This window comes from Nonomuraea indica (genome assembly GCF_002850745.1).
GTDB lineage: Bacteria > Actinomycetota > Actinomycetes > Streptosporangiales > Streptosporangiaceae > Nonomuraea > Nonomuraea indica.
This window is the reverse complement of record NZ_KZ559474.1, coordinates 210457-237246: the sequence shown is the minus strand read 5'-3', so window position 1 is coordinate 237246 and position 26790 is coordinate 210457. Positions and strand designations below refer to the sequence as shown.

The 26790-nt window shown below is 72.0% G+C and carries 20 protein-coding genes and 1 pseudogene; 8 read left to right on the top strand and 13 right to left on the bottom strand.

The features are described from left to right. Positions 1 to 121 precede the first annotated feature (121 nt). Entirely contained in the window at positions 122 to 1891 is a 1770-nt protein-coding gene (locus tag CXR44_RS23430; RefSeq protein WP_101788246.1) for an ABC transporter ATP-binding protein, read from the bottom strand. A 2-nt stretch (positions 1892 to 1893) separates the two neighbouring features. Next, positions 1894 to 3582: an ABC transporter transmembrane domain-containing protein gene (locus CXR44_RS23425; protein ID WP_101788245.1), complete on the bottom strand. Its 1689-nt coding sequence runs from the start codon at positions 3580 to 3582 to the stop codon at positions 1894 to 1896. 137 nt (positions 3583 to 3719) lie between these two features. On the opposite strand from CXR44_RS23425, the gene CXR44_RS23420 reads away from it, so the two are divergent. Further along, positions 3720 to 4343 (top strand): phosphotransferase, encoded by a 624-nt coding sequence (locus tag CXR44_RS23420; protein WP_101788244.1) that lies wholly within the window; start codon positions 3720 to 3722, stop codon positions 4341 to 4343. Between the two features lie 77 nt (positions 4344 to 4420). Here the strand turns inward: CXR44_RS23420 and CXR44_RS23415 are convergent, their stop codons facing one another. From CXR44_RS23415 to CXR44_RS23405, 3 genes are read right to left on the bottom strand one after another with little or no spacing between them, the layout of a single operon-like run. Next, complete coding sequence (locus CXR44_RS23415) at positions 4421 to 5161, bottom strand: succinate dehydrogenase/fumarate reductase iron-sulfur subunit (protein ID WP_101788243.1); 741 nt, start codon at positions 5159 to 5161, stop codon at positions 4421 to 4423. Continuing rightward, the gene (locus CXR44_RS23410; protein WP_101788242.1) at positions 5158 to 7083 is read right to left on the bottom strand and encodes a fumarate reductase/succinate dehydrogenase flavoprotein subunit; all 1926 of its coding nucleotides are present in this window, start codon (positions 7081 to 7083) and stop codon (positions 5158 to 5160) included. The genes CXR44_RS23415 and CXR44_RS23410 overlap by 4 nt, the downstream gene beginning before the upstream one ends. Continuing rightward, entirely contained in the window at positions 7080 to 7844 is a 765-nt protein-coding gene (locus CXR44_RS23405; protein WP_101788241.1) for a succinate dehydrogenase cytochrome b subunit, read from the bottom strand. The genes CXR44_RS23410 and CXR44_RS23405 overlap by 4 nt, the downstream gene beginning before the upstream one ends. A 134-nt stretch (positions 7845 to 7978) precedes the next feature. On the opposite strand from CXR44_RS23405, the gene CXR44_RS23400 reads away from it, so the two are divergent. After that, the gene (locus CXR44_RS23400; protein ID WP_101788240.1) at positions 7979 to 8908 is read left to right on the top strand and encodes a LysR family transcriptional regulator; all 930 of its coding nucleotides are present in this window, start codon (positions 7979 to 7981) and stop codon (positions 8906 to 8908) included. A 6-nt stretch (positions 8909 to 8914) separates the two neighbouring features. Here the strand turns inward: CXR44_RS23400 and CXR44_RS23395 are convergent. Next, a pseudogene (locus tag CXR44_RS23395) lies at positions 8915 to 9507 on the bottom strand (RNA-guided endonuclease InsQ/TnpB family protein); the annotation flags it as partial. Positions 9508 to 9774: 267 nt separating this feature from the next. Here CXR44_RS23395 and CXR44_RS23390 point away from each other — a divergent pair. The 6 genes from CXR44_RS23390 to CXR44_RS23365 all read left to right on the top strand — a co-directional run bounded on the left by CXR44_RS23390 (position 9775) and on the right by CXR44_RS23365 (position 16135). Beyond that, positions 9775 to 10911, top strand: a complete 1137-nt coding sequence (locus CXR44_RS23390) for a PP2C family protein-serine/threonine phosphatase (protein WP_101788239.1) — start codon at positions 9775 to 9777, stop codon at positions 10909 to 10911. After that, complete coding sequence (locus CXR44_RS23385; RefSeq protein ID WP_101788238.1) at positions 10908 to 12050, top strand: sensor histidine kinase; 1143 nt, start codon at positions 10908 to 10910, stop codon at positions 12048 to 12050. The genes CXR44_RS23390 and CXR44_RS23385 overlap by 4 nt, the downstream gene beginning before the upstream one ends. Further along, a complete protein-coding gene (locus CXR44_RS23380) occupies positions 12047 to 12496 on the top strand; it encodes a response regulator (RefSeq protein WP_101788237.1) in 450 nt (149 codons plus the stop codon). The genes CXR44_RS23385 and CXR44_RS23380 overlap by 4 nt, the downstream gene beginning before the upstream one ends. A gap of 195 nt (positions 12497 to 12691) precedes the next feature. After that, on the top strand, positions 12692 to 13483 hold the full coding sequence (locus CXR44_RS23375; RefSeq protein WP_101788236.1) for a hypothetical protein: 792 nt from the start codon (positions 12692 to 12694) through the stop codon (positions 13481 to 13483). A gap of 10 nt (positions 13484 to 13493) precedes the next feature. Next, entirely contained in the window at positions 13494 to 15383 is a 1890-nt protein-coding gene (locus CXR44_RS23370) for a fumarate reductase/succinate dehydrogenase flavoprotein subunit (protein WP_101788235.1), read from the top strand. Next, positions 15380 to 16135, top strand: a complete 756-nt coding sequence (locus CXR44_RS23365; RefSeq protein ID WP_101788234.1) for a succinate dehydrogenase/fumarate reductase iron-sulfur subunit — start codon at positions 15380 to 15382, stop codon at positions 16133 to 16135. The genes CXR44_RS23370 and CXR44_RS23365 overlap by 4 nt, the downstream gene beginning before the upstream one ends. Positions 16136 to 16353: 218 nt before the next feature. On the opposite strand, the gene CXR44_RS23360 is transcribed toward CXR44_RS23365, so the two are convergent. The 7 genes from CXR44_RS23360 to CXR44_RS23330 all read right to left on the bottom strand — a co-directional run bounded on the left by CXR44_RS23360 (position 16354) and on the right by CXR44_RS23330 (position 26757). Then, entirely contained in the window at positions 16354 to 17889 is a 1536-nt protein-coding gene (locus CXR44_RS23360) for a hypothetical protein (RefSeq protein ID WP_144070057.1), read from the bottom strand. Between the two features lie 74 nt (positions 17890 to 17963). Further along, positions 17964 to 19715 carry a hypothetical protein gene (locus CXR44_RS39600; RefSeq protein ID WP_180903663.1) on the bottom strand — a complete coding sequence of 584 codons (1752 nt, stop codon included), beginning with the start codon at positions 19713 to 19715 and terminating at the stop codon, positions 17964 to 17966. A gap of 62 nt (positions 19716 to 19777) precedes the next feature. After that, positions 19778 to 20170 carry a (deoxy)nucleoside triphosphate pyrophosphohydrolase gene (locus CXR44_RS23350; protein WP_101788231.1) on the bottom strand — a complete coding sequence of 131 codons (393 nt, stop codon included), beginning with the start codon at positions 20168 to 20170 and terminating at the stop codon, positions 19778 to 19780. Beyond that, complete coding sequence (locus CXR44_RS23345) at positions 20167 to 21258, bottom strand: C40 family peptidase (protein ID WP_101788230.1); 1092 nt, start codon at positions 21256 to 21258, stop codon at positions 20167 to 20169. Before CXR44_RS23345 ends, CXR44_RS23350 begins: the two co-directional genes overlap by 4 nt. Continuing rightward, positions 21255 to 21890, bottom strand: coding sequence for a hypothetical protein (locus CXR44_RS23340; protein ID WP_101788229.1), 636 nt, complete (start codon positions 21888 to 21890; stop codon positions 21255 to 21257). Before CXR44_RS23340 ends, CXR44_RS23345 begins: the two co-directional genes overlap by 4 nt. Positions 21891 to 21892: 2 nt before the next feature. After that, positions 21893 to 24286 (bottom strand): type IV secretion system protein, encoded by a 2394-nt coding sequence (locus CXR44_RS41740; protein ID WP_101788228.1) that lies wholly within the window; start codon positions 24284 to 24286, stop codon positions 21893 to 21895. Further along, positions 24283 to 26757 (bottom strand): ATP-binding protein, encoded by a 2475-nt coding sequence (locus tag CXR44_RS23330; RefSeq protein ID WP_101788227.1) that lies wholly within the window; start codon positions 26755 to 26757, stop codon positions 24283 to 24285. Before CXR44_RS23330 ends, CXR44_RS41740 begins: the two co-directional genes overlap by 4 nt. Between the last annotated feature and the right edge of the window lie 33 nt (positions 26758 to 26790).

The window sequence follows — 26790 nt, the reverse complement described above, 5'->3', positions numbered from 1 at the left end:
GATATTCAGGCGCGCACGACCGGCGCGGCACAAGAAAGATCCAAGGGTAGCCGTGGGCCGATCCGCTCCGAGACCGTTCGACGCCAGACCGGGACGGCAAGAGGGGCGGACACGGGCGGTCTCAGCCGGCCGTGCCGCCCGGGGGCCGAGTGGGGGTGCCGTGCCAGCTGCTCCACAGCGCCGCGTACGAGCCGCCCGCGGCCACCAGCTCCTCGTGCGAGCCCAGCTCGCTGATCCGGCCGTCCTCCACCACTGCCACCCGGTCGGCGTCGTGCGCCGTGTACAGGCGGTGCGCGATGGCGATCACCGTACGGCCCTCCAGCACGGCGGCGAGCGAGCGCTCCAGGTGGCGGGCGGCGCGCGGGTCGATGAGCGAGGTGGCCTCGTCGAGCACGAGGGTGTGCGGGTCGGCCAGCACCAGCCGGGCCAGCGCGAGCTGCTGCGCCTGGGCCGGCGAGACGGCGAGCCCGCCGGAGCCGACGACCGTGTCGAGGCCGTCGGGCAGGGCGAGCACCCAGTCGAGGGCGTCGACGGCGGCCAGCGCGTCACGCACGGCCTGGTCACCGGCGCCCGGCCTGGCGATGATCATGTTGTCGCGGAGCGTCCCCTTGAACACGTGGTGCTCCTGGGTGACCAGCGCGACGTGGCCGCGCAGCTCGTCGAGCGGCAGCTCGACCAGCGGCACGCCGCCGACGGACACGGACCCGGCCCTCGGGCCGTGGATGCCGGCCAGCAGCCTGCCCAGCGTCGACTTGCCCGCGCCGGACGGGCCGACCATGGCCAGCCGCTCCCCCGGCCGCACGGTCAGCGACACCCCGTGCAGCACGTCGCGGCCGGCACGGTAGGCGTAGCGGACGCCGGACGCCTCCAGCAGCTCACCCGAGGGCCGCGCCGGAGACGGCTCGCGGTCGTCGGGCACGTTGGCCACGCCCAGCAACCGGGCCATGGCCGCCCCGCCCACCTGCAGCTCGTCGATCCACATGAGGAACCGGTCGAGCGGGTCGATGAGCTGCTGGGCGTACAGGGCGGCGGCCGTGACCTGCTTCAGCGACACCAGGTCGGCGCTGTAGAACAGCCCGCCGACCAGCAGGGTGGCGACGACCGGGAGCACGTAGCCCAGCTCGACCGTGGGGAACCACCTGGTCCGCAGCCCGAGCGTGTAGCGCTCGGCGGCGAACGAGCGGGCGATGTCGCGGTCGGTCCGGTCCCGGCGGCGCGTCTGCAGGCCGAGCGCCTCGATGGCGCGGGCGCCCTCGACGGTCTCGGCGAGCCCCTCCGTCATGTCGGCGTAGGCGGCGTTCTCGCGCAGGTAGCCGTCACGGGCCCGCCTGAGGTACCAGCGGGTGGACAGCCACAGCAGCGGGGCCGCGACCAGCATCGGCAGCATGAGCAGCGGGCTGACGAGCAGCACGGCGCCCAGGGTGATGGTGAAGGTCACGGTCGCGATCAGCGTCTCGGGGACGGCGTGCCGTACGGTCCTCGACAGCGAGTCGACGTCGCGGGAGGTGCGGGTGATGAGGTCGCCGGCGCCCGCCCGCTCCACGGTGGACAGCGGCAGCGCGAGCACCCGGTCGACGAACTCCTCGCGCAGCTCGGCCAGCACCTTCTCGCCGAGCCGGGCCGAGGCGAGCACCGCGTAGCGCACCAGCACGCCCTGGAGCACCAGGAAGGCGCCGATGCCGAACGCCACCAGCGTGACGTTCACCGCGGCGCCGTCCTTGACATCCTGCACCAGGCCGCCGAGCTGCCACGGGACGACCAGCCCGGCCACCGCCGCGAGCCCGTGCAGGGCGAGGGCGACGGCGAGCCGGCGCGGATACTTCAGCGTCAGCCGCCGCGCGTAGGCGCGCACCTGTCCGCTGTCTGCGACCGGCAGGATCTCGCGGGCCATCGTCAGTCTTCCCCTCGGGTCACGGTCGCGGCATAGGCGGGAGAGGAGCCGAGCAGCTCCCGGTGCGTGCCCTCGGCGTGCACCCGGCCGTCCGCCACGTAGACCACGTGGTCGGTGCGGTCGAGCACGAGCGGGCTGGTCGTGCAGACCAGCGTGGTGCGGCCGGCCCGCGCCTTGGCGAGCCGGTCGGCGATGCGGGCCTCGCTGTGGGCGTCGACCGCGCTGGTCGGCTCGACCAGGATGAGCACCTCCGGGTCGGCCAGCAACGCCCGGGCGAGCCGCAGCCGCTGCTGCTGCCCGCCGGAGAACTCCCGGCCCGCCTCGGCCACCTGGGCGTCCAGCCCGTCGGGCAGCGCGTCGACGATGTCCTCGGCACAGGCCGCGTGCAGCGCCTGCGTGATCTCCTCGTCGGAGGCGCCGCCGCGGACGTCGAGCTCGTCGCGGAGCCGGCCGGTGAACAGCCGGGCGCCGTTGTCGGCGACCAGGATGCGCGAGCGGACCTCCTCGACGGGCAGCGTGGCCAGGTCGACCGAGCCGAAGACGACGTCGCCGTCGGTGTAGCGGCCCAGCCGGTCGGCGATGGCGATGGCGTCGTCGGGCGCGGCGGCGGCGACCGCCGTCAGGGTGCCGGGCTGGAGGGTGACGCCGCTGAAGCTGTCGCGCAGCACGCCGCCCTCGCTGGTGCCGGTGCCGCCCGACACCTCGGGCTCGATGGCCAGGATGCGGACCACCCGCCGGGCGGCCACGTGCCCCTTGGTCAGCTTGTCGGCGGCCTCGGTGAGGGTGCGCATGGGACCGACCAGGAACACCGCGTAGGTGTAGAACGACACCAGTTCCCCGGCCGTGATCCGCCCGCCCACGGCGAACGACGCGCCCACTCCCGTGACGGCCGCGACGAGCAGGCCCGGCAGGATGATCTGGGCGCCCTCCAGCAGCGACTCGACCCTGGAGATGCCGACGCCGGCGTGCCGGACCCGCTGCGACTCCTCACGGTAGCGCTCGGCGAACACCTGCTCGCCGCCGATGCCGCGCAGCACCCGCAGCCCGGCCACGATGTCGGCGGAGCGGGTGGACAGCTCGCCGGTGAGGTCGCGCTGCGCCTTCTGACGCCGGTGCAGCGGCCGTAGCAGCGGCCCCACCGCCACCAGCATGATCGGCACGCCGAAGAGCACCATGAGGCCGAGCGGCAGAGAGGTGGAGATGAGGATGACGGTGACCGTGGCGATCGCCACGATTGACCCGGTGCCGCGCAGCAGGATGTCCATCGAGCTGCCGATGTGCGCGATGTCCGAGTTGCCGACGCTGACGACCTCGCCGGTCGACAGGCGCTTGGGCAGCGTGGCGCCGAGCCGGGCGGCCTGCCTGGCGGTCACCTGGACCGTGCGGTAAGCGGCGGCCAGCCAGTTGTAGACCGCCATCCGGTGCCGCATGATCCCGGTGTAGGCCTGCGCCAGGCCCAGCCCGAGGAGGATCGCCGACCAGATAAGCAGGGCGCGGGTGTCCTTGGCGGTGAGGGCGTCGATGCCCTTGCCGAGGACCGCCGGCACCAGGGCCTGCGCCACCCACCAGGCGGTCGCGAAGGCGATGCCGCCGAGGAGCGAGCGGAGCTGCATGCGCGCGTTCCACCACAGGTAGCGGAGCGGGCTGCGGATGTCGGGCAGGCCGGGATCGGCCTCGGGTAGGGAGCGCATAGCCTGTCAAGGTTGACAAACGTCGATCGCGCCCAGCAAACCATTTTCGCATCGCGAGGCCCGTCGTCCTGCGGCGTTGGTGTCAAGGCGGGGCGAGGGGGCGCGCCGGGCGGCCGGGTGCGGAAGAATCGGTGGCTGTGAGGCACGGGTACACCAACAGCACGGTCGGCGACGGCGCCCTGGTCGTCAAGTGTTATCAGGGTCCCGAGGCGGCGTTCCGGCTGCGGACCGAGAGCAGGTTCCTGCGCCGGCTGAAGGGACGGCTCCCGGTGCCGCCCGTCCACAAGGTCACCCGGACGAGCGTGACCACGGCGTTCGTGCCCGGCGCGCACGGCCAGGACCTCCTGGACGAGGGGCGGGCCGCCGAGGTGCTGGCCGCCTGCGGGCGGACGCTGGCCGGCATCCACCGGCTGGGCATCGTGCACGGCGACTACGGCCCGCAGAACATGCTGTTCGACCCGGCGACGTTCGAGCCGGTCGCGATCCTCGACTGGGAGTGGGCGCACCCGGGCCCGCCGGTCGAGGACCTGTCATGGTGCGAGTGGATCGTGCGCACGCACCATCCGGAGCACGTGCCGCTGCTGCCGTCCTTCTTCGACGCGTACGGCGCCGCGGTGCCGTCCTGGCCGGAGCGTCACGCCGCCATGCTGGAGCGCTGCCGCGCCCTGCTCGACTTCGCCTCCCGCTGGGAGCCCGGCGGCGAGGGCGAGAAGCTCTGGCGCCACCGCCTGGAGACCACCGCCGCCTGGTCCGGGCTCTAGCTCGGGCGAGTGGCCCGCACACGGCGGCGCCGTACGAGATGGGCGGATCTCGTACGGCGCGTCGGCACCACCAGGACCTACTTGGCGTTGGCCTTCAGGTAGTCGCTGTTCATCTGGGCGATCGTGTCCAGCGGGATGCCCTTGGGGCAGACCGCGGTGCACTCGCCGGTGTTCGTGCAGCCGCCGAAGCCCTCGGCGTCCATCTGGTCCACCATGGCCTTGGCCCGTGAGAGGCGCTCGGGCTGGCCCTGCGGCAGCAGGCTCAGGTGGGTGATCTTGGCGGCGGTGAAGAGAGAGGCCGAGCCGTTCGGGCAGGCCGCGACGCAGGCGCCGCAGCCGATGCAGGTGGCCGCGTCGAAGGCCGCGTCGGCGTCCTCCTTGCGCACCGGCATGCTGTGCGCGTCGGGCGCGGAGCCGGCGGGCACCGAGACGAAGCCGCCGGCCTGGATGATGCGGTCGAACGCCGACCGGTCCACCACCAGGTCCTTCACCACCGGGAACGGCGCGGCGCGCCACGGCTCGATGGTGATGACGGCGCCGTCCTCGAAATGGCGCATGTGGAGCTGGCAGGTCGTGGTGGCGCGCTGCTCGCCGTGCGCGACGCCGTTGATGACCATGCCGCACATGCCGCAGATGCCCTCGCGGCAGTCGTGGTCGAAGGCGATCGGGTCGTCGCCCTCGATGGTCAGCCGCTCGTTGAGGACGTCCAGCATCTCCAGGAACGACATGTCCGGGGACACGTCCTCCACCCGGTACGTCACCATGCGTCCGGAGTCGGTGGGGCCGCTCTGCCGCCAGACCTTCAGGGTCAGGTTCACTTGTAGCTCCGCTGGGTCATCTTGACGTACTCGTACTCGAGCGGTTCCTTGTGCAGCACGGGCACGCCCTCGGGAGAGTGCTCCCACGCCGACACGTGCGCGAAGTTCTCGTCGTCGCGCAGCGCCTCACCGTCGGCGTCCTGCGACTCGGCCCGGAAGTGGCCGCCGCACGACTCGGTGCGCACCAGGGCGTCGAGGCACATCAGCTCGGCCAGGTCGAAGAAGTCGGCGACCCGGCCGGCCTTCTCCAGCACCTGGTTCAGCTCCTCCGCGGTGCCGGTGACCTTGACGTTCTCCCAGAACTCCGCGCGCAGCTCGGGGATGCGCTCCAGGGCCTTGCGCAGCGACTCCTCGGTGCGCTCCATGCCGCAGTAGTCCCACATGAGCCGGCCCAGCTCGCGGTGGAAGGAGTCGGGCGTGCGGGTGCCGTTCACCGACAGCAGCCGCTCGATCTTGGACCGGACCTTGATCTCGGCCTCCGCCACGGCCTCCTCGTCGACCTCGCCGAACGGGCCCGCCGCCAGGTAGTCGCCGATGGTGGTGGGCAGCACGAAGTAGCCGTCGGCCAGGCCCTGCATGAGCGCGGAGGCGCCGAGGCGGTTGGCGCCGTGGTCGGAGAAGTTGGCTTCGCCGATCACGAACAGGCCGGGGATGGTGGACTGCAGGTCGTAGTCCACCCACAGGCCGCCCATGGTGTAGTGGACCGCCGGGTAGATGCGCATCGGCGTCTCGTACGGGTTCTCGCCGGTGATGCGCTCGTACATCTCGAAGAGGTTGCCGTACTTCTTCTCCACGGCGTCGCGGCCCAGCCGGTTGATCGCGTCGCGGAAGTCGAGGTAGACGCCCAGCCCGCCGGGGCCGACGCCGCGGCCCTCGTCGCAGACGTTCTTGGCGGCCCGGGAGGCGATGTCGCGCGGCACCAGGTTGCCGAACGCCGGATAGATGCGCTCCAGGTAGTAGTCGCGCTCGTCCTCGGGGATGTCGCCGGGCACACGGTCGTCGCCCTTGCGCAGCGGCACCCACACGCGGCCGTCGTTGCGCAGCGACTCCGACATGAGCGTCAGCTTCGACTGGTACTCGCCCGACACCGGGATGCAGGTGGGGTGGATCTGCGTGTAGCAGGGGTTGGCGAAGTAGGCGCCGCGCTCGTGCGCCCGCCAGATGGCCGTGGTGTTGCAGCCCTTGGCGTTCGTCGACAGGAAGAACACGTTGCCGTAGCCGCCGGTGGCGAGCACCACCGCGTCGGCGACGTGCCGCTCGATCTCGCCGGTCACCATGTCACGCACGATGATGCCGCGGGCCCGGCCGTCGGCGACGATCAGGTCGAGCATCTCGTGCCGGGTGAACATCTCCACGGTCCCGGCCGCCACCTGCCGCTCCAGCGCCTGGTAGGCGCCGAGCAGGAGCTGCTGGCCCGTCTGACCGCGGGCGTAGAAGGTCCGCGACACCTGGGCGCCGCCGAAGGAGCGGGTGTCGAGCAGGCCGCCGTACTCGCGGGCGAACGGCACGCCCTGGGCCACGGCCTGGTCGATGATGTTCACCGAGACCTGGGCCAGCCGGTAGACGTTCGACTCGCGGGCGCGGAAGTCGCCGCCCTTCACCGTGTCGTAGAACAGGCGGTAGATGGAGTCGCCGTCGCCGCGGTAGTTCTTGGCGGCGTTGATGCCGCCCTGCGCGGCGATGGAGTGCGCGCGCCGGGGCGAGTCCTGGTAGCAGAACGACTTGACGTTGTAGCCCAGCTCGCCGAGCGTCGCGGCGGCTGAACCACCGGCCAGACCGGTGCCGACCACGATGACGTTCAGCTTGCGCTTGTTGGCCGGGTTGACCAGCTTGGCGCTGAACTTGCGCTTCTCCCACCGCTCCTCGATGGGCCCGGCGGGGGCCTTGGTGTCGCGGATCTCGGCGCCCTCTACGTACTTCACTTGAGCACTCCAAAGGTGATGGCGAGCGGCGGGGCGAGGAACCCGACGAGGAGGGCCGCGGACAGCAGCCCCGCGGTCGCCTTCAGCGCCTTGTAACGGGTGCGGTTGGCCCAGCCGAGCGTCTGGAAGGCGCTCCAGACGCCGTGCCGCAGGTGCAGGCCGACCATGACGACGGCCACGACGTAGACGAGGGTCACCCACCAGCGCGACGGCTCGAACCCGGCCATCATCCGGTCGGCGGGCAGGGAGTCGAAGCCCTTGGGGTTGACCACGCCGAAGGTCAGGTCGAGCAGGTGCCAGACCACGTAGAGCAGGATCGTGACGCCGCCGAACCGCATGATGTGCGTGGTGTAGCCGCCCGCCTGCGACTTCTTCGCCACGTACCGGACCGGCCGCGCCTTCCTGGCCCGCCGGGCCAGGGAGATCGCGGCCCACATGTGCAGCACCACCGAGACCACGAGGATGATCTCCAGGATGGTGAGCACGGTCCGGTACGGCAGCAGCGGCGCGCCCAGGACGCGCAGCGCGTGGGCGTACTCGTTGAACGAGTCGCGGCCCAGGAAGATCTTCAGGTTGCCCAGCATGTGGAGGACCAGGAACGTGACCATCACGGCGCCTGTCACCGCCATGACGGCCTTCTTGCCGTTCGACGAGGCCAGGAAGCCACGGGTCCGCTTGGACCCCGGCTTCTTCGCGGGTGGATCGGACTTGGGGGTTCTCACAGGCGCGGTGGCGGCGCCGCGCTCTATCGTGGCAGTCACGCCGTCTGACGCTAGGTAGCAGGCGACGATCCGTCCAAGTCATCACGGGTCTGGTTTCCATAGCCCTCGGCTATGATGTCTGGTTTGTACGGCTGGCGTGGCGGGGCGCCTCCGGCCAGTGCGAGGAAAATCACATGCAGTTGCAGCAGCTCGCCTACTTCGTCGCCGTGGCGGAGACCAGGCACTTCACCCAGGCGGCCGAGCGGATGAGGGTGGCGCAGCCGTCACTCAGCAAGCAGATCAAGGCGCTGGAGACCGACCTCGGCGCGCCCCTGTTCTCCCGCGCCCGCGGCAACGTCACGCTGACCGCCGCCGGGGAGGCGCTGCTGCCGCTCGCCCGCCGGATGCTGGCCGACGCCGACACCGCCCGGCAGGAGGTGGCCGAGCTGGCCGGGCTGCGCCGGGGCCGGGTGCGGCTCGGCGCCACGCCGTCGCTGTGCGCGGGCCTGCTGGCCGACGCGCTGGCCCGCTTCCACCGCGACTATCCGGGCATCGAGCTGCTGGTGGAGGAGGGCGGCTCGCGCGACCTGGTCAGGGCGCTGGCCCGGGGCCAGATCGACCTGTCGCTGATCATCATGCCGTTGCAGGGCGACGACCCGGCGCTGGTGACGGAGGAGATCCTGCGCGAGAACCTCGTCGTCGCCGCGCCGTCCCACCAGAAGCCGCGCCGGCCGTACCTCCGGATCGAGGAGCTGCGGGGCCGGCCGATGGTGATGTTCCGCCGGGGCTACGACGTGCGGGAGGCGACGCTGACCGCGTGCCGGCAGGCGGGGTTCGAGCCGGCGCTGGCCGTGCAGGGCGGCGAGATGGACGCGGTGCTGCGGTTCGTGGAGGCGGGGCTGGGCGTGGCCGTGGTGCCGTCGATGGTGCTCGACGGGCGGCCGGGCCTGGTCGGGACGCCGCTGGCGCCGCCCGGACTGAACAGGACGATCGCCCTGGCGCACCGCCGGGACGTGGAGCCGGCCAGGGCGGCACGCGCCTTCCGGGCGACGCTGCTGTCCTTCGTGGCCGAGGCCGGCCAGGAGGGAACGCTTCCACAAGGGGTCGAGCTCATCGCACATTGACCTCCCCCGCTCCCCGGAGGAAGGGGTTACCACCGCGTAAGACCCGCGTCCACGCCCACCGACCGCTCGACCGGCGGCAGCGGGCTGATCTTCTCCCCCACCAGGATGGACACGAACCAGCGCCCGGCCGCGTCCCTCGACACGGTTACCGTGGACGGCTCCGCACCTTCCGGCAGCGGGCGCGACCACACGACGCGCAGCGGCGCGGCCATCTTCGCCAGGGTCAACTCCCCGTCCCGGAAGCGGAACGCCGAGCGGGTGTACTCCGCGCTCGCCCACGACCTCTTACGCGACTTGAACACGGGATATCCGGCACGACGCGCGAAGAAGTTCGCGAACGCCGCCTGAAGGTGGCGCAGCGCCTGCTGCAACGGCACCGACGACACCTCGCCCAGGAACGCCAGCTCCGGCGTCTTCTTCCACGCCGTCAACGCGGCCGAGGACTGCACGTAGGAGACCCGTCCGCCGCCCGCCGCGTAGGCGCGGGTGCGCTCCTCCAACGCCCTGTTGTAGACGAGGCGCACGCAGCCGAACGTCCGCGCAAGCTGATCCGCCTGCTCGATGGTCGGATAGAAGCGGTACTTGTAGGCACGCTTCACGATCTGCGCTGTTGCGGCAGACGCTGGTACCCGAGTTCGAAGACCTGTACGACAGGCTCCTCGGTCGATCGCGATCAGGCGGCATCCGTACTTGGCCGCATCTTGTACGGCGTACGCATATTCGAGCCTTGCGAAGCACGGGAAGATACATAAGCGCCGTCAGGAAGAGGTGGGTATGGTTGCTTTGCGCTGCGGGCTGTCCCAGCTGCACCGGGCCATCGTCCGCGGGTCCTGCTTCGACAGACGTGGTTTCCGCCGGGGGTCCCGGTGACGTCCACCCTGTCGGAGACGTTGACGCTGCTGCTCATCGAGGACGACGACGGTGACGCCTACCTCGTGGAGGAGTTGCTCCGGCAGGCGGAGGCCCCGCCGAAGATCACCTGGGTGCGCAGCCTGCGCGAGGCCCGGGCCAGGTTGACCGGCGAGATCCAGTGCGTGCTGGTCGACCTGTCGCTGCCCGACGCGAGCGGGCTGGAGGCGCTGCGCGAGGTGCTGGCCCTGGCGCCGCACGCCGCCGTGCTCGTGCTGACCGGGCTGCGCGACGCGCACGTGGGCGTGGCGGCGGTGCAGGCGGGCGCGCAGGACTACCTGGTCAAGCAGGACGTCGACGCGCGGCTGCTGGCGCGGGCGATCCGCTACGCGATGGAGCGCAAGCGGGCGGACCTCGCCCATGTCCGGCTGGTCGAGGCCGAGCTGACGGCCAAGGAGAACGCCCGCCTGGAGAGCGGCCTGCTGCCGGTCGCGATGCTGCGCACGGACGCGATCGAGCACACCACCCGCTACCTGCCGGGCAGCCAGGGCTCGCTGCTGGCGGGCGACTTCCTGGACACGGTGCAGACCGCCGACGGCGCGGTGCACGTCGTCGTGGGCGACGTGTGCGGGCACGGTCCCGACGAGGCGGCGCTGGGCGTGGCGCTGCGCATCGCCTGGCGCACGCTGGTGCTGGCCGGGCGCACCGGCGAGCCGATGCTGCGCACGCTCGACACGCTGCTGCGGGCCGAGCGTGACGCGCCGGAGATCTTCACCACGCTCTGCACGGTCACGATCGCGCCCGACCTGCGTCGCGCCACGCTGCGGGTGGTCGGCCACCCGCCGCCGGTGCTGGTGCGCGACGGCGTGGTGGAGGCGGTCGGCGGCGCGCCGTCGGGGCCGCCGCTCGGCATCTTCCACGACGCCGCCTGGCCGGCCATCGACGTGCCGCTGGGCGAGGAGTGGGCGATGCTGCTCTACACCGACGGCCTCATCGAGGCCGTCGTCGGCGAGGGCGACCGGCAGCTCGGTGTGGAGGGTCTGGTCGGCCTCGTACGAGCGCACGGCGGGGTGGACCTGGACCGGCTCATCAGCCACGTGGGAACACTGACCGACGATCTCGCGGCGGTTCTGCTCCGCAGGAGGCCCGCATGACCATCAACCCGCTGCCGCCGCCGAGGACGCCCGACGGGCTGGGCAGGCTGCCGATGGCCCGCTGGTTCGTCGTCATCGGCGTGGCCGCGACCGTGGTGCTGACGGCCGGGGTCGTGCTGACCGCGCTGCTGATCGAGCAGGTGCGCGAGGCCGGGCCCCGCCCTCAGGTGGAGGTGCTGCTCGACCGGGTGTACGTGGCGCTGATCGTCCTGCTGCTCGTGGTGATCGTCGCGGCCGTCGTGCTCGCTGCCGCGGTCCGCTACGTGGTGCTCAAGCCGATCGCGCGGCTGACCGAGCAGGTGCGCCGGGTCGCCGCCGGCGACTTCGACCACCGCCCGAACGTCGCCCGGCCGGCGGAGCTGGCGGAGCTGGCGAGCCACGTCGACTCCATGCGCGAGCGCATCGTGACGGCCTGGCGCACGGCCGAGGAGCAGGCGGCCGAGCTGCGCAGGTCCAACGGCGAGCTGGAGCAGTTCGCCTACGTGGCCAGCCACGACCTGCAGGAGCCGCTGCGCAAGGTCGCCAGCTTCACGCAGATGCTGGAGCAGCGTTACGGCGACCGGCTGGACGACCGGGCCCGGCAGTACATCCACTACGCGGTCGACGGCGCCAAGCGGATGCAGTCGCTCATCAACGATCTGCTCGACTTCTCCCGGGTGGGCCGGGTGGGCGGGGAGCGGACGGTCGTCGACACGGGGGCGGTGCTGGAGGCGGCGCTGGCCAACCTGGCCGGGGCCGTGGAGGACACCGGCGCGGTCGTCACCGCGGACCCGCTGCCCCGCGTGTCCGGCAACCGGCTGCAGCTCACCCAGCTCTTCCAGAACCTCGTGGAGAACGCCATCAAGTTCCGCTCCGACGAGCCGCCGCGGGTGCGCCTGACGGCCGGGCGGGTGGGTGACATGTGGGAGTTCGCCTGCTCCGACAACGGGATCGGGGTGGAGCCCAGGTACGCCGACCGCATCTTCCTCATCTTCCAGCGGCTCCACCCGCGTGACGTCTATCCGGGCACCGGCATCGGGCTGGCGCTCTGCCGCAAGATCGTGGAGTATCACGGGGGCCGGCTCTGGCTCGACGGCGACGCCGCGGGACCGGGGACGACGTTCCGCTGGACCCTGCCCGCCGCCGGAGACGACGAATGATCGGATGGCGTCCCATCGAGGTGCTCCTGGTCGAGGACGACCAGGGTGACATCCTGCTGACGCGCGAGGCGTTCGAGCTGAACAAGCTGCGCAACCGCCTGCACGTGGTGAACGACGGTGAGCAGGCGATGGCGTTCCTGCTCCGCCAGGAGGCGTACAAGGACGCGCCGCGGCCCGATCTGATCCTGCTCGACCTCAACCTGCCGCGGATGGACGGCATGGAGGTGCTGCGGGAGGTGAAGGACGATCCCGACCTGCGCACCATCCCGGTGGTGATCCTCACGACGTCGGAGGCCGAGGAGGACATCCTCCAGGGTTATCGCCTGCACGCCAACGCCTATGTCGCCAAGCCGGTGGATTTCGAGGCTTTTATCCGAGTTGTCCGGCAGATTGATGATTTTTTCGTCTCAGTGGTTAAGTTGCCGAACCAGGGGAACCGGCTCTGACGGGCCGACGTGACAGGAATCACAGCGGGTCATCCAAAAAGTGAGTGACCCTGCTCACAAATGCCCGCGCGAGCGTCGTAACGTATCCCCCACCAATGCGCGCCCGAGCGGAGATGACGGCCCACGGCACGCGCACCGAGCGAGATATCCCGGACCCGAGGCGAGCAGGGTCCGCGGGAGGTGGAGAGGTCCCCGATGACCCAGACGACGCCCGACACACCCGCCAGGAGGCAACGTGCGCAGATCAGGGTGCGCACGTTGCGGACGGACCGATGGTGGCTGTCCCCGCTGCTGACCTTCCTGGGGCTCAGCTCCTTCCTCGTCTACGGCGTGTGGGCGATCTTCGATTCCAGCTACTACGTGCCGGGCTCGGAGTACATCGCCCCGTTCTCGTCGCCCTGCCTGGCGACGTCATGTCCCGAGGGCGCGCGCTTCCTCGGCTTCGCGCCCTTCGGCGACTGGTACGCGCTCCCGCCCGGACTGCTCATCCTGGGCCTGCCGGGCGGCTTCCGGCTGACCTGCTACTACTACCGCAAGGCGTACTACCGGTCGTTCTGGCTGTCGCCGGCCGCCTGCGCCGTGCAGGAGCCCCACGGGAAGTACACCGGTGAGACCCGCTTCCCGCTGATCGCGCAGAACATCCACCGCTACTTCTTCTACGCCGCCGTCCTGATCGGCGCGGTCCTCAGCTACGACGCGGTCCTCGCGCTCGTCCACACGCCGCTCGGCCTCGGCTCCTGGATCCTGCTGGTCAACGCCGTCCTCATCTGGTGCTACACGCTGGGCTGCCACTCCTGCCGGCACATCACCGCCGGACGGCTCAACCACTTCTCGCGTCACCCGCTGCGCTACAAGGCCTGGACGTTGGTCTCGAAGCTCAACGCCCGGCACCAGCAGTTCGCGTGGGCGTCGCTGTTCTCGGTGATGGGCGCCGACTTCTACGTCCGCCTGGTCGCCAAGGGCGTCATCGCCTTCCCGTTCGCGTAAGGAATCTTCAGTGGAAATCGAGCGTCACGAATACGACGTCGTCGTCATCGGAGCGGGCGGCGCGGGCCTGCGGGCCGCGATCGAGGCCCGCCAGCAGGGCAAGCGCACGGCGATCGTCTGCAAGTCGCTGTTCGGCAAGGCCCACACCGTCATGGCCGAGGGCGGCGCCGCCGCCGCGATGGGCAACGTCAACTCCGACGACAACTGGATGGTGCACTTCCGCGACACCATGCGGGGCGGCAAGTTCCTCAACAACTGGCGGATGGCCGAGCTGCACGCCAAGGAGGCCCCCGACCGGGTCTGGGAGCTGGAGGCGTGGGGCGCGCTGTTCGACCGCACCAAGGACGGCAAGATCAGCCAGCGCAACTTCGGCGGGCACGAGTACCCCCGCCTGGCGCACGTCGGCGACCGCACCGGCCTGGAGATGATCCGCACCCTGCAGCAGCGCGTGGTGGCCCTGCAGCAGGAGGACCACGACAAGCACGGCGACTACGAGGCCTACATCAAGGTCTTCGCCGAGTGCACGGTGACCCGCCTGCTCAAGGACGGCGACCGCATCTCCGGCGCGTTCGGCTACTGGCGCGAGACCGGCAACCTCGTCGTCTTCGACGCCCCGGCCGTCGTGCTGGCCACCGGAGGCATCGGCAAGTCGTACGTGGTGACCTCCAACTCGTGGGAGTACACCGGTGACGGGCACGCCCTGGCGCTGCTCGCCGGGGCCAACCTGATCAACATGGAGTTCATCCAGTTCCACCCGACCGGGATGGTCTGGCCGCCGTCCGTACGCGGCATCCTCGTCACCGAGTCGGTCCGCGGCGACGGCGGCGTGCTGCGCAACTCCGCCGGCGAGCGCTTCATGTTCAAGTACATCCCCGAGGTGTTCAAGGACAAGTACGCCACCACCGAGGACGAGGCCGACCGGTGGTACACCGACCAGGCCAACAACCGCCGCCCGCCGGAGCTGCTGCCCCGTGACGAGGTGGCCCGCGCCATCAACGCCGAGGTGAAGGCCGGGCGCGGCTCACCGCAGGGCGGCGTCTTCCTCGACGTGTCCTCCCGGCTGCCGGCCGAGGAGATCAGGAGGCGGCTGCCGTCGATGTACCACCAGTTCAAGGAGCTGGCCGACGTCGACATCACCGCCGAACCCATGCAGGTGGGCCCGACCTGCCACTACATCATGGGCGGCGTCGAGGTCGACGCCGACACCGGGGCCGCCGCCGTGCCCGGCCTGTTCGCCGCGGGCGAGGTCTCCGGCGGCATGCACGGCTCCAACCGCCTCGGCGGCAACTCCCTGTCCGACCTCCTGGTCTTCGGCCGCCGCGCCGGCGCGGGCGCCGCCGCCTACGTCGACTCGCTGCCCGCCCGGCCGAAGGTGGCGCCCCAGCTCGTGGACGAGGCCCGCGCCGAGGCCCTGGCACCGCTGGAGCGCTCGGGCGAGAACCCGTACGAGGTGCACCAGGAGCTGCAGCGCACCATGAACGAGCTGGTCGGCATCATCCGCAAGGCCGAGGAGGTGCAGGAGGCGCTGGAGGTCGTCGAGAAGCTCAAGGAGCGCGTCCGCCTCGTCGGCGCGGCCGGGTCGCGCATCTACAACCCCGGCTGGCACCTGGCACTCGACCTGCGCAACATGATCCTCGTCTCGGAGTGCGTGGCCCGCGCCGCGCTGCTGCGCGAGGAGAGCCGTGGCGGTCACACCCGCGACGACTTCCCCGGCATGAACCCGCAGTGGCGCCGCAAGCTGCTCGTCTGCTCCACCGCCGACGGCTCGTCGGTCACCGTCACGGAGCAGGAGCAGCCGTCGATGCGCGGTGACCTGATCACGCTCTTCGAGCGCGACGAGCTGAGCAAGTACCTCACCGACGAAGAGATGGCCGCGTTCGACGGGATGGCGAAGTCATGAGTTACAAGGCAAAGTTCAAGGTCTGGCGTGGCGAGGGCGGCGAGGGCAGGCTCGAGGACTTCACCGTCGAGGTGAACGAGGGCGAGGTCGTCCTCGACATCATCCACCGCCTCCAGGCCACCCAGGCGCCCGACCTCGCGGTCCGCTGGAACTGCAAGGCCGGCAAGTGCGGCTCCTGCTCCATGGAGATCAACGGCAAGCCTCGGCTCGGCTGCATGACCCGGATGTCCACCTTCGCGGAGGACGAGACGATCACGGTCACCCCGATGCGGACCTTCCCCGTCATCAAGGACCTGGTCACCGACGTCTCCTTCAACTACCAGAAGGCGCGTGAGATCCCGTCGTTCACGCCGCCCGACGGGGTGCGCCCCGGCGAGTACCGCATGCAGCAGGTCGACGTCGAGCGGTCCCAGGAGTTCCGCAAGTGCATCGAGTGCTTCATGTGCAACAACGTCTGCCACGTGATCCGTGACCACGAGGAGAACAAGCCGGCGTTCGCCGGGCCGCGTTTCCTCATGCGGATCGCCGAGCTGGACATGCACCCGTACGACGTGGCGGACCGGCAGGACTCGGCCCAGCAGGAGCACGGGCTCGGCTACTGCAACATCACCAAGTGCTGCACCGAGGTCTGCCCCGAACACATCAAGATCACGGACAACGCGCTGATCCCGATGAAGGAACGCGTCGTGGACCGCAAGTACGACCCGCTGGTCTGGCTCGGCGACAAGATCTTCCGTCGCTCGAAGTCCTAGCCGCCGCCCACCGGCCGGTGAACGCGCCCGCGTTCACCGGCCGTCGCGTGTCAGGGGGCCGGTTGTCAAAGGGCCGGTGAGCGGCCGTCGCGTGTCAGGGGGCCGGTTGCCAGAGGGCCGGTGAGCGGCCGTCGCGTGTCAGGGGGCCGGTTGCCAGAGGGCCGGTGAGCGGCCGTCGCATGTCAGGGGGCCGGTGAGCGGTCGGGTTCACGTGGTCGTCATCGGGCGCGGCGCCAGAAGCCGCGCCTGCCCTTGCCCTGCTCGGGCAGCGGCTGCATCACCGTGGGCTGCTCGCCGCCGCCCGGCGCCTGCTCGCCGCCGGGCCGCTGCTCGCCGCCGGACACCCGCTCGCCGCCCGGCAGATGCTCGACGAGCGTCGCCTGCTCAGCGGCCGTCCTCTGCTCTGCGACCGTCGTCTGCTCAGCGGCCGGCAGCGGGAACGGGGGCAGAGGCTCGGGCCGGGTCCGGTTGTCGGCGTCGTGGGTCGTGGCGCTCGCCTGCCAGGGCTCGGAGTCGCCCGTCTCGGCCCCCGAGGCCGCACTCACCGGGAGCTCGGGCGAGCCCTCGTACGGGGCCGCACCTCCGGCCGGGATGTCGGCCGGAGGCGTCTCCGGCGGCACCAGCGGCTCGAAGAACCCCCGCTGCCCCTCCGGACGCCCGGGCGCCGCGGGCTCGGGCTCGTGGCTGTAGGAGTCGAAGTCGTCGGGGTGCAGGACGACCGCCTCGGCGGGCGGCGCGGCCTGCTCCTCGGGCACGAAGCCCGGTGCGGGCGGCTCCTGGTGGACGGGGCTGTACTGGACCTCCCCGCCGGGGTAGGTCTGGACGGGCACGAAGCTGATGATCGGCGCGTACGCCGGACCGCCGGGGTAACCGGCCGTGGGGTAGCCGACGGTGTAGCCGGGGCCGGCCGGATAGCCGTGGCCCGTCGGATGGCCGGGGAAGCCGGCATAGGCCCCGCCGGGATAGCCGGCCGCGCCGGGATGACCAGGTGCTGCGGGATGACCGGCGACGCCCGGATAGCCGGAGGCGGCCGCGTGGCCCACGCCGCCCGGATCGGGGCCGCCGACCGGCGGCCCGGCCTTGCGCACGGCCGCCGCGTGGGCGATCCGGCGCAGCCGTCCCTCGAAGATGAGCACCGCGAACAGCACCAGCAGCACCAGGATGAGCGCGGGGATGCTGAGCTGCCGGGTCAGGCTCTGCTGGTCGAACTCCGGCGACGCGTTGCGCACCTCGAGCTGCACCGGCTCGCTCGACGAGGGGTCCTCCGCCGGGGTGCTGCCGCTGGGCTGCGTCAGCGGCGTCTCCGTGCCGGCCACGGCGGGCAGCGAGACGCTGTCCTCCGGCGACGCCTCCGCGGGCGGGGTGGCGGGCGGCACCTCGACGCTCTGCGACGGGATCGGGTCGAGGTTCTGGCTCGGGATCGCCGGCGGCGGGGTCGGCGCGGCGCTGGTGGGAGCCTTCGTCTTCGTCTTCGTCGGGGTGGGCGAGGCGGTCTTGGTGGGCTTGGCCGACCGGGTCACCGTGCGGGTGACCGTGGTCTCGGGGTCTTCGGTCGGCTCCGGGGGCGTCGTCGTGACGGTGACGGTGACCTCGGTCGGCTCGCAGGCCTCGTCCGCCTCGCACGGCGGGACCTCCGGGTCCAGCGCCACCACCGTGGCACTCGCGCTCTGCCCCACGAAGGGCGCGGACCCGATGGCGGTCAGGCCGAGGGCCAGCACCATCGCGGAGACGGCCGTCGCTCGCGTGCGTGCCACCTGTGCCCTCCGCGCGTTCCGAGACCTTGGTCAGAGGAAATACTAGTCGCGTAAAAGGAACAGTAAAGACGGAATTACAGGACCTTTTTCCGCATTCGGGCTTGCTGCGCCCGAGAAACGCCCCAGAGGCCGCCGAGCAGCACCGCGATGCCTCCCCCCGCCGCCGCGACGCCCTGCGGCCCTGCCAGGACGTTCGCCGGCGTGGACCGTTCCGGGCGCTCGGCAGACATGGCCAGTTGCCGCGGCAAGGGGGCACCGAGGCCACCGTCCACGTTCCCGGTGACCGGCGTCTGCGGCGGCGGGCCGAGGGGCGCGGGGGTGGCGGCCGGGAAGCTCGGCCCGGCCGCGGGGCCGGACGGCTGGAACGGCACGACGGCGCCGCCCAGAGGTGGAGCTTCCACAAGCGACCTGGCAGCCGCCCCATGCCCCATCTGACGACCATGCACCCCATCGCCCGCCGCCGCCCCGGCGGTCCGAACCTCCCCACCGCCCCAGGCCACACCGTTCCGGGTCGCACCATCCCGTGACGCACCGTCCGGGGTCGCACCGTCCCGCGAAGCACCGTCCAGGGTCGCGCCGTCCCGGGTCGCACCGTCCCGCGAAGCACCGTCCAGGGTCGCAGCGCCCGGGGTCGCAGCGTCCCACGACCCGGCCCACTCTCCACGCCCGCGAGGCAGGCGGACGGCCTGGCCGCTCGACGCGAAGGCACTACGGTGCTTCTCGGCCCGCCCCCGCCACTCCGGCGAGGCCACACCGGAGCCCACACCCTCCGGGTCCACGCCCGCGTCCATGCTCAGACCCGCATCGGTGCCCGCATCCGCGCCCGTACTCACGCCCGCGTCCATGCTCAGACCCGCGTCGGCGCCCGCGTCCATGCCCGTAGCCGCATCCATGCCCGTAGCCGCGCCTGTGCCCGCGCTCGCGTCCGTGCCCGCCGTGTCGCCGGTCATCGTGCCCGCCGCGTCCGCGTTCCAGGCGGGCGCGCCCTCGGCAGCGCCGGCCGTCAGGTCACCCGCCACCCCGCTCCCAGCCGCCACGTCGCCCGCAGGCACCGTTCCCCCGGCCGGATGCCCGGCGGACGAGCCGACGACAGGCAGGGCGACCACCCGGCTGACCACCGTCACGCCGCCGTCCTCCTGGCCGCCCATCCGTGCCACGGCCGCGAGCACGATCTCCCGCGCGCCGTACGGAGCCGCGAGCCGTACGTCCACCTCGCGCCACGCGCGGACGTCGCCCAGCGCGCACGCGGACGCCCGTCCGGCCCGCACGGGCCTCGCGGACTCGGCGGCCGCGTACGCCCTGCGCAGGGCGGAGCGGACCCCGGGCGGCACCGCCCCGGCCCCGGCGGACGTCTCCGCGGCACCGCCCTCCTGCGCGGGAACGGTGACGCCATCATGCATGGAAACAGCGCCCCCGTCCTGCACGGAAACAGCGCCGCCGTCCTGCACGGGAACGGCGCCCCCGTCCTGCACGAGAGCGGAAGGCAGCCGGCCATCGCCGCCCGGCGCCACGAAGCGGAACGTGAGCCCCGGAGACTCCCCCGCCGCGCTCGCCGTCTCCCCCTCGGCGCCGTCACCGGCCGGGGCACAGGCCACCGAGGTCAGCGCCCGCGCCGGCCCGGCGGCCAGGGCGAGGCGGGCGGCACGCGCCGGCCCCGTCAGCCTGACCCGGAACCGCACCTCGTCCCCGGCCCGCACCCACGCCCCCGGCGCGTCAGGACCGTCCACCCGGTCGAGCGCCGGCGCCACCCCGGACGCCGTCGCGGGCACGACGGGCACCCCCGCCGCCACCATCGTCCCCGCCACGACCCAGCCTCGTCTGATCACGCGCTTCCCCCCGGCGGCGACAAATAACTCTCGACACTCGTAATGTTACACAGAGTGACACTCTAGCCCTGTCGCAGCGCGCTCTCCACGGCCTCCATGACCGGCAGGTCGGCGCCCAGCCAGGCCACGTCGTAGTACTCCTCCGGCCCCAGCCAGCGCAGCGCCAGATGCTCCTTCGCCTCCGGCGTGCCGGCCGCCACCGTGGCCAGCCAGACCCGCAGCACGTACCCGTCGGCCAGTGCGAAGTCACCGCCGATCCGGGCGCCCACGGAGATCTCCACCCCGAGCTCCTCGCGGCACTCCCGGACGAGCGCCTCGTGCTCGCTCTCCCCCGGGTCCACCTTGCCTCCGGGGAACTCCCAGCCGCCCGCCAGCGCCGGCGGCTCGGCCCGCTGCGCGGCGAGGACCCGGTCACCCTGGGCGACGATCGCCGCCGCCACCACGACCACGGTCATAGCGTCGCGCTCTGCAGCTTCTTGAGCTGCGCCTGCACGTCCGGGTGCTGCAACGGCCGGGTGAAGCCCACGATGTTGCCCCTCGTCTCGTACCCCGTCACCTTGATCGGCCCGCACAGCCGGCATCTCGCCTCGATCATCTTCCCCTTGGACACGACCATCCCCACATGGCCGGGGTTGTCGGCCGACGTACCCGGGCCGGAGTTGAAGAACACCAGGTCACCCGGCTGCTCGCTGCCCTGCTCGATCTTCACCCCGAACGGCCACTGCACGAACGTGGTGCGCGGGATCGACAGCCCGGCGGCCCGGTAGGCCGCGTAGATGATGCCCGAGCAGTCGAACGCGTCGGGCCCGGTGCCGCCCCACAGGTACGGCTTGCCCCGCTGGGCCAGCGCGTACGTGAGGATCTTGGCGACCACGTCGCTGGGCGCCGCCTCGACGATCGGGTCGTCGCACGAGTCGTCGGCCTGCGGCGGCACCGGGACCTCGCCGGACTTGGCGTAGCGTTTGGCGATCGCCTCGACCTGGTCGACGTACCACCAGGCCCGGTTGTAGACGAACAGCGCCCGGCGGACGTTCTCCGGCGCCCCGTTGCGCTTGAGCATCCTGGCGGCGCCGAGGATGGCGTCGGCCGGGTTGTAGACGTCGCCGATGCCGTCGCCGTCGCCGTCGGAGGCGTAGCCGTTGAACCGCGACGACACGTCGATCCGCGCCTTGCCGCCCCACGTGCTGATCAGGAACTGCATCGGCCCGGCCGCGCCCGCGTAGTTGGTGCCGCTCTTGACGCCCGGCAGGTCGGAGCGGCCGTGGTCGGTCTCGCGCTTGCCGACGGCGGCCAGGATGTTCCACTGCACGCCGACCTTCTCGCCGTGCTCCCTGTACAGATCCAGGTAGTCGGCCGGGATGTCGGAGGCGGCCTGGTCGGAGGCCTCCTCGTCGCGGGTGCCGCCGGAGCAGTCGGGCTGCTCTCCGCCGCCGACGAGCGACGGGACACCCGTTAACAGCACCGGCGACACGATGACCAGCGCCAGCAGCAGCGCCCCGGCCGCGCCCAGCAGCAGGGCGACGCGCGTGCGGGAAAGGTTCACCCCTCGCTGTCCCCGTCCTGGCCCTCACCGGCGGGCTGCAGGTCGAAGACCCGCCAGTCGGTGCCCATCTGGCTCACCGTGACCGCGTAGTCGGCGGCGAGCTGCTTGGCGCCGCTCTTGGCGGCGATCTGCTGCGTGCCGGTGACGACGAAGACGACGGACGTCTTCTCGACCGACCTGATCGACTTCAGCCGGGCGGTGGTCGTGGAGACCACCTCGTCGGTACGGTTCTGCTCGACACTGCCGGGCGAGGTGAGCGTCCTGGCCAGCACGTTGCCGAAGTCGGCCGTGGTGAAGACCTTCACCCGGTCGGCGTAGACGGCGGGGTCCTCGTCGTAGCGGAACGTCCCGTACGCGGCGGTGAACCGCTCGGCCAGGTCGGCGGCCGCGGCGAGCTGCTCCTTCGTCATCGGCAGGTAGGAGTAGACGTCGAACGGCGCGCCGCTCGCGGTCGCCAGGGGCGTGCCGCGCGGCGTCGGCGGCGCGGCCGAGGTCGCGCCGGCCGCCGGCTTCCCGGCGTCGCCGTCGTCGTCGCCGGAGCTCGGCCACATGGTGAGGTAGATGCCGACGGCCGCGATCACCACCACGATGGCGGCGAAGGCGAGCCCTCGCTTGTCACCCGTCGTGGACATCGTCAGTCTCGGTCCTGACTGCTCGGCTTGAGCCAGAACGGCACCGGCGGCTCGTCACCGCCCGAGCCGTTGCCTCGCCGGCTGGGCAGCCACAGGGGCGGCGGCTCGGCGGACCGCGACGGCGCGTCCCCGCGGGAGGAGCCGCCGAAGACGCCGCCGCCCGACCGTGATCCGCCACCGCCCCAGCCCGAACCGGTCGAACCGATCGAGCCGGTCGAGCCGGACCCGCCCGAGCGCGGCCTGCCGGACCCCGAGCCGCCGGACCGGGAGCCCCCGCCGAACAGCCCGCCGCCCGACCGGGACCCGCCCGAACCGCCCGAGCCGGAGCCCGAACCGCCGAAGATGCCTCCACCCGACCGGGTGCCGCCGGGCCTGGACCCGCCGGACCGGGAGGATCCGCCGGAGCGGACCGTGCCGCCGCGCGGGGCCCAGCCGCCGCCCGACCGGCCGCCGAACCAGCCCGCGCCGCCCGAAGCGCCCGAACCGCCGGAGCCGGCCGACCCGCCCGAACCGCCGGAGCCACCTGAGGCACCGCCCGAGACGCCGGCCGAGCCGCCGCCGGAGGGCCCGCCCGCACCGGCCGCCCGTGAGACGCCGCCCGCGAGCCGGGAACCCCCGGCCGCGGCCGCGCCCCGGTTGCGGGTCGGCGTGCCGTTCAGGTTGAGCGGCGGCGCCGCGCCCGGCCGCGGCGCCGGCGTGTGCCGGGTGCCCGCCTTGCCGCCCTGCTGGTCGGTGTTGAGCGGCGCCGGCGTGGCCGGCACCCGGGTGCCCGCCTGCGTGCCGGCGGTGACGCCCTCCTCGGCGCGCGCCCTGCCCTGCGCGACGGCCGCGGAGGCGGCCCCGCCCGCCGCCGCTCCGGTCGCCGCGGCCTGGATGAACGGCTCCGCCTTGCGCACGCCCCAGCGCCCGATCCGGGCCGAGGCCACCGGCGGCAGCGTGACCGCCGACCGTTCCAGCACCCGGGAGCTGGCCGCCTCGCCGAGCATGCGGGTGGTCAGCGTGTGGCCGTTCATGGAGGCGAACAGATGCTGGAACGGCCTGCGGTAGAAGAACACCGCGATCGTCAGCAGCGCCATGAAGAGGATCTGCAGCCCCCACGGCATGGCGGTCGAGATGATCAGCGCGTAGCCGTACACGAGCACGCCGAGCACGAGCGCCAGCACGGCCTGCCTGAGCAGGGTGCCGACCAGCATCTCCACCCAGCGCATCGCGATGATCCGCCCGCTGCCCGGATGCACGCCGATCAGCAGGAACACCGGCCCGAGGATCAGCAGCAGCAGGAAGCCCACCTTGAGCACCAGCAGCGACACCGCCACCAGGAAGATGAGCACGCCGGCGATCAGGGCGGCGATGAGCGCGCCGATGGCCACGCCCAGCCGGCTGGTCCAGTCCTTGCCCTGGAAGATGGCGAAGCGCGGGTCGCCCTTCAGCTTCTCGGCGACCTCGGCGTACCTGGCCTGGTGAGCCGCCGGGTCAGCGGCCGCCTGACCGGCCTGCGGCGCCGGGATCGACTGGATCTCCAGCATGGTCCGGCCGAAGTCGCGCACGACGGCCGCGTTGGGGTCGGCGGTGCCGAACATCCCGACCAGCCACGGCTTGCAGACCAGCGTGGACCACAGGGCGTCGGCGTTCTGGTCGACGCCGGGCGTGCCCACCTGGCCGTAGCCGCCGGCCTTCACTTCGGGATCGGTCTGGCCGGGGCCGGGCAGGCAGGAGGCGCCGCCCGCGCCGGGCAGGCCGGCGAAGGCGGAGTTGACCACCTCGCCCGTCTTGTCGGTGACGACCTTGCCCAGGCCGGTGAAGTCGCCGGGCCGGCTGAAGAACCAGGTGGCGACCGTGACGGCGAGCACCATCCAGATGACGCCTTCGGCCGTGGTGGTGGCCCGCTTGCGGATCAGGCCGTACCAGGCCAGCCAGATGGCGCCGAGGATGACGATGGGGCGCAGGAACGGCCAGTACATCGCCTCGGACAGGTTCGTCACGATGTCGTCGACGACGTCCTTGATCGACTGGAGTGGCCCCTCGGTCGCGGCGGCCTGGTAGGTGGTGATCGTGACCCGGTCGATCGCCTTGGCCCACAGGAAGACCATGTTGGCCCAGCCGTTGCCCATGACGGCGACGATGTCGGAGCAGCCGAGGTCGTAGGTGTGCCAGAACTGCCCGCTCATGCCGAACTGGGCGTAGTTGGTGGCGGGCGCCGGGGCGCCGTCCTCGCGCGCCGGCGGCGCGACCATGCCGTCGACGCCGCTGCCGACGATCTCGGGGGTGAGCTGCGGCGACAGGTCGCACGGGCCGGCGGCGGCGGGCGAGAAGCCGCCCACCACGAGCGGCACCGCGAGCACGCCCACCATGAGGGCCAGGACGAGCGAGAGCCGCCTGGGTAGCCGGATCTTCATGACCGAACCTCCTGCGCTCTGCCCACTCCCCCTTGAAGATCATGCATGCTGTCGTCGGGTTTGTCGTGTGTCGGATTGGTGTCAAGCCAGCGCAGCAGGTCCTCGGAGATGAGGTCCACCGCGATGCGGCCCGCCCGGCCGTCGAGGTCGCGGAAGACGCACTCGCCGTTGCCGAGCGAGCGCAGCACCGCCTTGTGCTCCTCCGACGGCTCGACCCCGAGCAGCGACATGACGTGCTCCACCTCCACCCGTTCGGTGGACCGGAACGCGAACACCGACGACAGGCAGTTGGTGACCTGCTCGTTCAGCAGGTCGCCCGCGTTCTGCGAGACCAGCACGAGGGCGGTGTTGCGGGAGCGGCCCATCCGGCTGACCTCCGGCACCAGCTTGGCGCCCTCGGGCGTGGAGGTGATGGCCCACGCCTCGTCCAGGAAGATCGCCTTGGGCGCCCGCCGGTCGAGGCCGTTCATCAGCCGCCGGGCGAACTGGGAGACGAGGTAGAGCAGCGCGACCGACAGCCGCTGCTCGTAGGAGTAGTCGTCACGGCCGGTCGCCACGTCGGGCAGCGTCAGCCCGCCCAGCGTGAAGACCGTCGTCCAGCCCTCGCTGTCGATCTGCTCGCCGCCCGACGGGTCGAAGCAGAGCCTGGCCAGGTGCATCTCCGACATGGAGCGGAGCACCGCGCCGAGGTTCTTGGAGGCGGCGTCCTCCGACTGTTCGAGATGCTCGACGACCTTGCCCAGCGACGGGTCGGGGCTGTTGGAGACGGCGGCGACCGCCTGGATCATCGCCGACTCGCGCTCCTCCGACATGCGCGGCAGCAGCAGCCGCAGCGTCTCGGTGGCCATGGTCTTCTTGGCCGCGATGTCGTCGCCGAACGAGAACGGGTCGAGCAGGCCGGGCGCGGCCGACCCGAGCGGGATGATCCTGGCCTTGCGCCCCCGCTTCTCCAGGAGCCGCACGAGCGACTCGGCGTCGCCCTTCGGGTCGATCACGGCGACGGTGACGCCGCGCAGCGCCATCTGGTAGATCATCAGCAGCGCCAGCGTGGTCTTGCCGCCGCCCGGCTCGCCGGTGATCGCGATGGCCGTCGGCCGGTTGCGGGTGGCCGCCACCAGCGGGTCGAAGTGCACGATGCTGCGCGCCCGCCCGACGGTCTCCCCGATGTACGGGCCGAGCCAGCCCTCGCTGCCCTCGCCGAGCCGGTCGCCGAGGTCGACGGTGGCCGTGGCCATGCCGCCCGCGATCGTGCGCAGCGGTTGGCGCTGGGCGTAGGCGTTGACCCGCACCTTCTCGCCCGGCAGCGCCTCGCAGAACAGCGAGAACTGGTCGCCGGTCGAGTTGACCACGTCGATGCCCATGTCGCGGTAGTGCTCGACGACCGCCTCGACCCGCTGCACGCAGATGTCCTCGGTGGGGGCCGAGACCATCAGCCGGTGCCAGCCGTAGACGAAGGGCAGGCGTTCCTTGGTGATGCCGTGTTCGAGCATGCGGGCGGCGTCGATCTGCTCCGCCAGCGCGAGCGGCGCCTCCGCGCCGGCCTCGCGGATGTGGATGTCCATGTCACGGGCGTGCGCCAGCTTGCGGGCGACGTCCTTGGACGCCTTGACCGGCGGGATGAGCCGCATCCGCGACGAGATCTCCACGGGGAACGGGAGCTGGTCGGCGAAGTGCATCCACGGCTCGCCGTCCGGGAACGGCATGAGGTCGGGGAAGCGGGCGAACGACATGTGCGCCACATAGGAGTCGCCCTGCGGCTGCACGATGCGCAGCAGCGACCTGCCGTTGTGGATCTCGCCCTCGACCAGCGACTCGATCTCGCCCCTGCCCCAGCGCCGCTTGGGGCTCGCCGACGGCGGCGGGTCGCCGAGCGCTCCGGCCGCCGCGTGCTGGAACAGCCACGCCACCTCGACGGAGGTGGCGTGCCTGGCGTACAGGGCGCTGGAGGCCAGCGCCCGGCCCAGCCGTTCGGCGTGCTCGGTCCAGCGGCTGATCTCACCGTCGGGCACGTGGTCGTCGTCGATGCCGAGCACCTTCTCGGTGCGCTGGTAGAAGCCGAACAGCTGCGACAGCACGCCGCCGCCGATCTGCCGGCCGCGCGGGCCGAGACGCACCCCGAGATAGACCTCCTTGGACCAGAAGTCCTTGGTCCAGACGTGGCGGTACATCTCCTCCAGGTAGTCGCGCCAGCCCGGCCCCTCGTCGGAGGTGCCGTTGAGCGCCATGGCCCACTCGGCCGCCGGATAGGCGCGGTGGGCGACCCTGAGATGCACCTCGGCGTCGGGCATCCTGATGGCGGCCAGCGCGATCGTGATGTTGGTGGCCAGCGCCTCGCGCTCCTCCGGCGTGACGAACTCGTAGCTGACCGTCGGCAGGCGGAAGTAGGCCCAGGCGCTGGTGTCCGTGAGCAGGATGCGGTCGTCGAAGTAGCGGACCGCCAGGCGCTGGTGCGCCCGGGACGCCCTGCTCATACCGCCCCCTCAGCGCATGAACTGGCCCCTGCT